At 67.9% G+C, this 7887-nt stretch carries 13 protein-coding genes; 9 read left to right on the forward strand and 4 right to left on the reverse strand.

Annotated elements, in window-relative coordinates:
- Positions 1–5 precede the first annotated feature (5 nt).
- The 4 genes from ACH4TP_RS38170 to ACH4TP_RS38185 all read right to left on the reverse strand — a co-directional run bounded on the left by ACH4TP_RS38170 (position 6) and on the right by ACH4TP_RS38185 (position 1420).
- Positions 6–428, reverse strand: coding sequence for a hypothetical protein (locus tag ACH4TP_RS38170; protein WP_398440486.1), 423 nt, complete (start codon positions 426–428; stop codon positions 6–8).
- Complete coding sequence (locus ACH4TP_RS38175; protein WP_398440487.1) at positions 425–754, reverse strand: hypothetical protein; 330 nt, start codon at positions 752–754, stop codon at positions 425–427. Before ACH4TP_RS38175 ends, ACH4TP_RS38170 begins: the two co-directional genes overlap by 4 nt.
- 1 nt (position 755) lies before the next feature.
- A complete protein-coding gene (locus tag ACH4TP_RS38180; RefSeq protein WP_398440488.1) occupies positions 756–1082 on the reverse strand; it encodes a hypothetical protein in 327 nt (108 codons plus the stop codon).
- Positions 1083–1159: 77 nt separating this feature from the next.
- Complete coding sequence (locus ACH4TP_RS38185; protein WP_398440489.1) at positions 1160–1420, reverse strand: helix-turn-helix domain-containing protein; 261 nt, start codon at positions 1418–1420, stop codon at positions 1160–1162.
- 112 nt (positions 1421–1532) lie between these two features.
- On the opposite strand from ACH4TP_RS38185, the gene ACH4TP_RS38190 reads away from it, so the two are divergent.
- From ACH4TP_RS38190 to ACH4TP_RS38230, 9 genes are all read left to right on the forward strand, one after another.
- The gene (locus tag ACH4TP_RS38190) at positions 1533–2069 is read left to right on the forward strand and encodes a GntR family transcriptional regulator (protein WP_398440490.1); all 537 of its coding nucleotides are present in this window, start codon (positions 1533–1535) and stop codon (positions 2067–2069) included.
- Positions 2070–2074: 5 nt separating this feature from the next.
- Entirely contained in the window at positions 2075–2839 is a 765-nt protein-coding gene (locus ACH4TP_RS38195) for a GntR family transcriptional regulator (RefSeq protein WP_398440491.1), read from the forward strand.
- 340 nt (positions 2840–3179) lie between these two features.
- Positions 3180–3404: a hypothetical protein gene (locus tag ACH4TP_RS38200; protein WP_398440492.1), complete on the forward strand. Its 225-nt coding sequence runs from the start codon at positions 3180–3182 to the stop codon at positions 3402–3404.
- 178 nt (positions 3405–3582) lie between these two features.
- On the forward strand, positions 3583–5283 hold the full coding sequence (locus ACH4TP_RS38205) for a hypothetical protein (RefSeq protein ID WP_398440493.1): 1701 nt from the start codon (positions 3583–3585) through the stop codon (positions 5281–5283).
- Between the two features lie 96 nt (positions 5284–5379).
- Positions 5380–6198 carry a DUF6042 family protein gene (locus ACH4TP_RS38210; RefSeq protein WP_398440494.1) on the forward strand — a complete coding sequence of 273 codons (819 nt, stop codon included), beginning with the start codon at positions 5380–5382 and terminating at the stop codon, positions 6196–6198.
- Positions 6199–6232: 34 nt separating this feature from the next.
- Complete coding sequence (locus ACH4TP_RS38215; RefSeq protein WP_398440495.1) at positions 6233–6700, forward strand: hypothetical protein; 468 nt, start codon at positions 6233–6235, stop codon at positions 6698–6700.
- A gap of 138 nt (positions 6701–6838) precedes the next feature.
- Positions 6839–7027, forward strand: coding sequence for a hypothetical protein (locus tag ACH4TP_RS38220; RefSeq protein WP_398440496.1), 189 nt, complete (start codon positions 6839–6841; stop codon positions 7025–7027).
- A gap of 110 nt (positions 7028–7137) precedes the next feature.
- On the forward strand, positions 7138–7305 hold the full coding sequence (locus ACH4TP_RS38225; RefSeq protein ID WP_398440497.1) for a hypothetical protein: 168 nt from the start codon (positions 7138–7140) through the stop codon (positions 7303–7305).
- Positions 7306–7447: 142 nt separating this feature from the next.
- The coding region (locus ACH4TP_RS38230) for a Mur ligase domain-containing protein (protein WP_398440498.1) at positions 7448–7887 on the forward strand (440 nt) is incomplete at its 3' end.

Raw genomic sequence — 7887 nt, forward strand, 5'->3', positions numbered from 1 at the left:
TCTCCTCAGATGCCGTCGATGAGGCCGATGGCTTCGGCGGCGTGCTGGCGGGGGCCGAACTCGGCGAGCTCGTAGCGGTACTGCTCGCCGTACGTCTGCACCCGCTTCGCCGTCTCCGCGTCCAGGACGTCGAGCGCGGGGTTCGTGTCCGGGTTCGTGAGCCGCTCGACGAGGAACCCGATCGCGGTGACGACGCTCTGCTCGAACCCGGCGAGCGCGGCCAGGACGTTCTTCGTGTCCTCGACCGTGAGCCGGTCCAGGGCCAGGAGGCGGATCCCGTCACGGATCATGTCGACCCCGGGGTGGAAGCCGGCCGTGTCCTCCAGGACCCCGCCGAGACCGTCCTCATCCAGCGGCGGAACCGGCTGGGTGCGGGGCGGAATCGGCGCCATCTCACCGGGCTTGTGACGCTCGGGGTAGCTGCTCACAGGACGTCCCCGTCCATGCTGCCGTCCAGGCCCGCCTTCACGAAGATGTCCTCGATCTGGGCGATCGTGAGCCAGTCCACGCCGCCCGTGTGGTCCTCGTCGTCCTGCGCCGGGCTGGCCGGGATGTCCGTGGCCATCGCGAAGGTGGCGTCGTTGAGCCGGTTCACCGCGTCCTCGGACAGCAGCGCGTCACCCAGGTAGGTACCGTCGGCCATCCGGACGGTGATTCGGGCGGCGGTCGCCTCGCTGGCGGGGGACAGGGCCTGGAGCTGCATGAGCAGCTCGACGGCGCGCATCTCGTCGGGGCTCAGCTCACGGTCCGCCATCTCAGGCCACCGCCTTCGGCGCGGCGGCGCGGGCGGACGGGACCGGGGCGGTCGAGCCCTGGCCGCAGATGCACGTCCAGTGCTCGCACAACGGGCAGACGTCGCTGACGTCTCCGTCACCGTCGTCCCACACGGCCGTCGGCAGGAAGCGGACGTTCGGCGCGAGCTGGAGCACCGGCTGCCGGGTGAACCCCGGCTTCATCTCGGCGAACGTCCGCCGCGCCGACCGGGAGACGGCCATGTCAGCGATGCTCGCCCGACGCAGGGCCTCGGAGTGGAAGTCGGGGCGGGGGAGAGAGGACTGGGACTTCGTGCGATCCTGGTTCATGTCGGATCACGCCTCCTGATTGAGCAGGTAGGGCAGGGTCTGCATCAGGGCTCGGTGTTCGCGCACCGGGCCCTTCTTCATGCCACGAGTGCGGCGACCTTGGGCTTGATCTGGCGGCTCTGCTCGTACGCCCGCACGTCAGCGAGTCGAACTCGGAGGGCCTTCTTGGCTCCGACACCGATGGCGGGGAGCTCACCGCTCTCGATGGCCGCGTAGATGGTCGAGAGACCGACGTCGAAGTAGTCGGCGATCCACCTGACCCGGACGTACGCGGTCGTGGGCGGCACGGTCACTTCGGCGGCGGATCCCAGCGTTTCCGTGGTTTCCGTCGTTTCCATGGCTTCACCTTAAGCGGTGTTGGCCCTAAGTGGCAAGCGCTTAAGGTGGCATACTGCTGAGAGCGGTAAGGAAGTAAGGTCGAACACAACTAGTGAGCTTGGAGGTGTGCGCATGTCGGGCGACGCGTGGATCAGTGAAACGACGCCTTACCTGGCCCCACGCGAGCAGGGGAAGCCCGACGCGTGGACCGAGGAGGCTGGCCGACGAGGCCGGCGAGGAGGGCAAACGCTTCTGCAGGTCGGCGAGGTATCAGCGCCAGCACCTGTACGGGCAGCCTTGAACCTAGGGGCGGACGGACAGGCCGTCCTGCGGAGCCGCCTGATTTTGCTGGATGGGCACCCCGTCGAGATCGCCCGGTCGTACTACCCCGTCACGGTCGCGCGCGGCACTCGGCTTGCTGACCCGCGCAAGATCCCGGGCGGCGCGGTCAGCCTTCTGCACGATCTCGGGTTCTCGAGCGGCGTTGTCCTCGAGGACGTGAGCGCCGGCCTGGCCGACCCTGAGGAGCGCGAACATCTGGCACTTCCAGAGGGGAGCGCGGTTCTGCGCCTGCTCCGTACGACCGCTACAGCAGAAGGGGTGCCCTTCGAGGCCTCCTGGATGACCATGCCGGCCGACCGGCACCTCACATACCGACTTGGGAAGTAGGACCGATGGCAAGGGAGTTCAAGGACCCCAGATCCCCGCACCAGAAGATCGCGGCCGAGGTTCGGCGGCAGATCACGCGTGGAGACCTCGCGCCCGGCAGCAAGCTGGGATCCACAGCGGAGCTGATGGAACAGTACGGCGGAGTCGCCAACACGACGATCCAGAAGGCGCTCCAGATGCTCAAGGCGGAGGGCCTGCTTGAGGGCATGCCAGGCAAGGGTGTCTTCGTGCGCCAGCACGCGCAGCAGTCGATCGAGCCGATCACCTTCATGAAGCCGGCCGAGCCTGGAGAGCCGTACCCATGGATGACGGAGGCGGCCAAGCGGCAGCAAGTAGGCAGGTCGCAACTCCTCGATGTCGAGGTGGTTCGACCGCCGAAGGAAGTCGCCGACGCTCTAGAGCTGGGCGACGGCGAGCGGGTGGTGCTGCGCAAGCAGATCCTGTTCCTGGACGATGAACCCACCGAGCTGACCCGCTCGTACTACCCCCTCGGCCTGGCCGAGGGAACGCAGATGCTGGAGAAGAAGCGGATCCGCGGGGGTACGCCCGCTCTGCTCAACTCCCTGGGGTTCCCGCCGCGCGAGTTCGTCGACGAACTGTCGTCGGAGATTCCTACCGAGGAGGAGGTGGCTGCCCTGGAGCTCCCGAAGGACATGCCGGTCCTCGTCGCGTTCAGGGTGGTCTACTCCGATGATCGGCGCCCCATCGAGGTGACGCTGATGACGAAGGCTGCGCACCGGTACCGCATGCGGTACAGGATGCCTGTGTAACTGCGAGGCATGTTCTGTCAACTGGTTCAGCGCAGACCTTAAGGGTTCTGCGCTTACAGTGGTAGCGTCGAAGAAGTGACCGACCGGGAGGTCGATGACGAGTTTTTGAATGCCTGCGCGTACAGGCAGATGACGGCCGACCGGCTTCCCAACCGGCCGACCGCCCATGGCCGCTGTCCTGCGAAGACACAAGCGGCCACATGAACCACCCCTTGCGAGAGAGGTTCGGCATGAGCCTAACGCTTTCACTTTGCGCTGTGCCAAGTGCCTGCGCGTTCGGAGGCTCCCGATGAGCCCCGACAACCCCATGACCGCAGACGACCCCCGCTTGCCACCCGCCGTGACATTCACGTCCGGCGCCGAGCTGCTGATGAGCAAGGGGATCGTCGAGAGCATCACGCGTGAGGGCGTCCGTCACATCGCGACGTCCGAGAAGTACGCGGACTCATGGCCCTTCGGGCCGGACAAGCCGCACCCGTACGGGAAGGCCGGCAAGGCCGTCCTGATGGCCACCGAGCCGTTCCTGGAGTTCTTCCGCACGGTCTACAAGCAGCCTGACGGCTGACATGCCGAAGGCCGGCGAGCTTGCGACTCAGCCGGCCTTCGAAGCGCAACAGCGGGTTGCCGCCCGCTGCACCAGACCACTCTCGTGAAAGTCAGGTCCAAGGGATGACTGTACCCGGATCTCTGGTGAAGCTCACCAGTAACCGCCTCTGCTGCAACCAGTCGGGGGGAGGCGCGCTGTGAACGAGGAGTTCGAGCAGGGTCGGCGGGCCCCTTTCACCATGCTCGGCGATTGGGTCGCTGTGTCCGGTATCGCCCCCGACGCCCGGTCGATGTACTGGGACGTGAAGGCGCACGTCAATGAGAATCGCGGCACGGGCGCTGCTTGGCCTCCGCGTGACTTCCTCGCTCTGCTGGCGGGGGACAAGCAGGCCCGCACGATGGACCCCTACATGCGCCAGCTCGAGGCGATCAACGCGATCGGCGCGGAGCGGGAGCGGTCGATCGCCAAGATGCGGTCCCGGAACCTCTACAAGGTCCACGACACGCCTCCACGTGATTGGGACGGCCCCTCATCACACGCGGAAGTCTGGGAGTGGCTGCGCCAGGACAGGGAGGCGTGCGTCGAGTACTACGTGGACCGGAAGGCGTGGCTGAAGGACATCGAGACGGCCTGGACGGAGGTGAAGAAGGAAGAGAAGGCGCAAGGCGCCAAGGCCTCGGCGCCGGTGTCGAAGGCCGGCCACCGCGCGTGGCTCAAGGAGTGCCAGCGGCTGTGGGCCGAGCGGAGGCGCGGTAAGCCCTCGTCGCCGCGTAGTGCGGTACAGCGCACTACGGAGAACCCTGCGGAGAAAGCAGACCCTGACGGGACGCCCGACAACGGCGACGCGCGTGATTCCGGTAGTGCGGTGCAGCGCACTACGCAGTGCGGTACAGCGCACCCCGGTAGTGCGGTGCAGCGCACTGGAACTACAAGTAAGGGAAACAACAAGAAGGAGCAGGCGTCTCCGACGCGTAGCGTCGTGGACGGGCGTAGCCCTTCAACCTCAGGTAGTAGCGCGCGCGAGGTCGAAAGCGGCTCCGCCGCGTCCGGCAACACCAAGCCCGCCCCCTCGAAGACCACTGGATCCCAGAAGGCCCGACACAGCCGCGACGAACTGGCGACCGTCGACCAGGTCCTCGCCTTCCTGCCGCCCCAGATCCCCAGCAGCAAGGTCCGTATCCCTGCCGTCGCCGACGCGATCCTGGCCGCGATGCGCGAGGACGGCCGGAGCGTCGAGGAGATGGGACAGCGGATCAACGCCCGGTGGGCCGACCACGGTTTCGCCGACAAGGCTACGGCCGGCACGCTTGAGAACCCGGTCGGTGCCGTGATCGCCATGGTGCGGCCCCTGCGCCGCGGTGACCGGTACGCCTGCGCCGACATCCGCTGCGAGGACGGCCGCAACCTCGACACCGACGAGGCCTGCCGACTGTGCGAGGTCCGGGCCGCCGACTGGAAGGCCGCGCAGCAGCGGAAGAGGGCCGTCGCAGGAGCCCAGGATGACCGCCGGGATCCTGCGCCTGCCATGCCGTCCCAGCGGGCCGCAGGAGCCCCCGTACGGCCGATCATGGAGGACTGCTCCGGCCCCTACTGCTCCCGGTCGATCCCGGCCGGTACGGGCCCGCTGTGTGGTGACTGCCTGGAGCAGCAGGAAGCCGAAGCCGTCGGGGCCGCCCTAGCCGAGGAGTGGGCTGTCGAGGAGGTACATGCGGCCGAGATCGAGCAGGAGGACGCCGAACGAGCTGCCCGCGAAGAGGCCGAAGCCGTGGCACGGGCTGCGGCCGAGGCGGAGCACCGGCGGCTGGCCGCGGAGGAGGACGCCCGGCTCCGCGCCGAGTTCGCCCGACAGAACCCCGACCTCGCCGCCTTCAGCAGCCAGGGGCCGGCCCCTTTCTAGCCATTTGGGGCGGGTTTCGAATGAAACCCGCCCCGAAGGCCATCTGGCCCGCGAAGATGGCCCTCACGCCCCCCGACACCTCGGAGAAGGAGCCCCATGTCCGTCGACCAGGACACCGCCCAGCGCGACGACGGTTACCTGTCCATGCACAACGGCTGGTTCGCCAGCGGCTGGCCCAGCTACCTGCCCCAGCACCAGTCGATGGCGCTGACCATGCTCTTCGGCACGGCCATGGTCCGGGGTCTCCGAGGCACTGTTGACGAGGTCCTGGAGCAGATCTTCAAGGGCGAGTACGGTTTCTTCTTCGGTCACGCCAGCGACTCCCTTGACTCGCCCGTCCAGTGGTCCGACGGAGACGAAGAGGACTACGCCGAGACCGAGGAGGAGAAGGCCGAGATTCGCGTGGGTCTTGCCGAGCACCAGGCCCGGTGCGAGGAACTGATCCGAGCTGTCGGTCTTCCCGTTCCGACCACGATCCGCGAGCTCGCCGACACGATGGTCGGTCTCGGCATCGTCAGCCAGCAGGATGGCGCCTGGTCCATGCCCGATCCGATCCCGGGCCCGGAGACCGTCCTTCCGCTGTCCGGCGATGAACTGGCCCGGACAGCCGAGCGTCGGCGGTTCTGGGAGGGCGGGCCGGCCGAGGAGGCCCTGATCGGCTACCTCAAGGACGACCTGAACGAGCCAGCGGAGGTCTTCACGTCCGTCGACCGGCTCGCCAAGGCCATCGAGCTCGGAGAGGGCGACGTACGCCACGCCCTGGGCCAGCTGTGCCGGGAAGGCGAGGCGCGACTCGAACGCGGAGCCGAGCGGGCGCAGATCCTCCTCGAGGACCTCAAGGACCATGAACGCTTCCACCTGGTGCTGGACTGGCAGCACTTCAACGAGCACCGCATCACCATCACGCGAGGCTGAGCCGGATCACCGGCGCGACCACTCTGAGGGGACTATGACCGACACCACCAGCAGGCCGCTCATCACCGGCCCGGTCCAGCAGTACATCGAAGCCCTGCTCCGCCAGCGCCGCGCCGACGAACAAGCACGCACGGAACGCATTGAGGAACTCGAGAAGGCTGGCCACCGCATCGTCGGCGGCGGCCAGACCGGACGTCAGGAAGACGGACAGGCCACCTGGGACATCACCGACTGGCGCACTGGCGAGACCATCCTGGAAGGCGTTGGCGACTACGACGCCTACGGAGCCGCCGGCCGGCGCCTCGACCCCGACGGCATGTGGTTCCACATCGACAACATCTACAACATGGACACTCCTCAGGTGGACCCCAAGGGTGTCCCCGCGAGCCTTGCAGACGCTCTGCAGGACTGGCTGGGCTGGGCCAACACCTCCGACGAGGACGTGGCTGCGGTCGTCGGCTGGAGCGTTGAGGAAGTCGCCCGGCACCGCGAGGAAGACTGACCCGACCGGCGCCGGGGAGCAGCGTGGTGGTCTCGGGTCTGACGGACGAGGCCACCAGGAGTAGGGCCGGCGGGAGGCGTGCAAGGCGCACCGGCGGCACCGCGCGGTCAACGGCGGCAGCGACCAACAGGAGGCGTTATGCAGAGCAGTACGGAGAACATCGATGTTGTGCTTCGGATCGTGGACACCATGGTCGCCTACCGGGAGGAGCACGGCGGCCTACCGACCGACACAGACGGCCTTGAGCACATGGCCGGGGCAATCATCGAAGCCCTGGAGCGGGACGACTTCCGCATTGTGGATGTCTTGAGCGGCAGCAGGACCTAGACGCCCACACCGGAACCTGCGGGGTGGGCGTCTAGGGACTGACGGACGAGGCCACCACGGTCCGGCCTCGCGGAGCGTGATGCATTGGCGCGAGGCTCGTTGTACCGGTCATGGAGACCGACGAGATCGACATCACCGACTTCGCGATGACCGAGGCGAGGATGATCCGAACCGCGCTCACCGACGCCGAATGGGAGGACCTGCTCCAGTGCCGGCCCGACCTGGAGGCCGCGCTGGAGGCCTACGAGCAGCTGGCCCAGGACCTGACGGCAGCGTGAGAGGTGGTGGTCTCGGGCCTGACGGTCGAGGCCACCACCACGTGCGTCGGCGCCCGGATCCTGGTGGCCTGCCAGTCTGCGTCTAAGCTGGGTCGGGCGGCTGCCGTCCGGAGCCGCACGTGCACCTCGGAAGGCTCAGCGCATGGCTCCCGGTATCCCCGCCGGTATGGAACGGCCGCACTTCGTCGGTATCGGCGGCGCGGGAATGTCGGGGATCGCGCGGATCCTCGCGGAGCGTGGCGCGAAGGTCGCCGGCAGCGATGCGAAGGAGTCCGCGACCGCGGAGTCGCTGCGGGCCCTGGGCGTGACGGTGCACATCGGGCACTCAGCCGAGCACCTCGCGGATGACGCGTCCTGTGTGGTCGTCTCGAGCGCGATCCGTCCCGAGAACCCGGAGCTGGTGCGGGCCGGCGAGCTCGGCATCCCGGTTGTGCACCGCTCCGACGCGCTGGCCGCGCTGATGACCGGCACCCGGACCATCGCGGTGGCCGGTACGCACGGCAAGACGACCACCACCTCCATGCTGGCCGTCGCGCTCACCGAGCTCGGCCTCGACCCCTCGTACGCGATCGGCGGCGACCT

It is taken from the genome of Streptomyces sp. NPDC021012, assembly GCF_044333355.1.
GTDB lineage: Bacteria > Actinomycetota > Actinomycetes > Streptomycetales > Streptomycetaceae > Streptomyces.

What these genes read in the sequence shown, in the direction of transcription:
- ACH4TP_RS38175 (WP_398440487.1), bottom strand. Translation starts at nt 754, where the DNA reads ATGGCGGACCGTGAGCTGAGCCCCGACGAGATGCGCGCCGTCGAGCTG.
- ACH4TP_RS38180 (WP_398440488.1), bottom strand. Translation starts at nt 1,082, where the DNA reads ATGAACCAGGATCGCACGAAGTCCCAGTCCTCTCTCCCCCGCCCCGAC.
- ACH4TP_RS38185 (WP_398440489.1), bottom strand. Translation starts at nt 1,420, where the DNA reads ATGGAAACGACGGAAACCACGGAAACGCTGGGATCCGCCGCCGAAGTG.
- ACH4TP_RS38190 (WP_398440490.1), top strand. Translation starts at nt 1,533, where the DNA reads ATGTCGGGCGACGCGTGGATCAGTGAAACGACGCCTTACCTGGCCCCA.
- ACH4TP_RS38195 (WP_398440491.1), top strand. Translation starts at nt 2,075, where the DNA reads ATGGCAAGGGAGTTCAAGGACCCCAGATCCCCGCACCAGAAGATCGCG.
- ACH4TP_RS38210 (WP_398440494.1), top strand. Translation starts at nt 5,380, where the DNA reads ATGTCCGTCGACCAGGACACCGCCCAGCGCGACGACGGTTACCTGTCC.
- ACH4TP_RS38215 (WP_398440495.1), top strand. Translation starts at nt 6,233, where the DNA reads ATGACCGACACCACCAGCAGGCCGCTCATCACCGGCCCGGTCCAGCAG.
- ACH4TP_RS38220 (WP_398440496.1), top strand. Translation starts at nt 6,839, where the DNA reads ATGCAGAGCAGTACGGAGAACATCGATGTTGTGCTTCGGATCGTGGAC.
- ACH4TP_RS38225 (WP_398440497.1), top strand. Translation starts at nt 7,138, where the DNA reads ATGGAGACCGACGAGATCGACATCACCGACTTCGCGATGACCGAGGCG.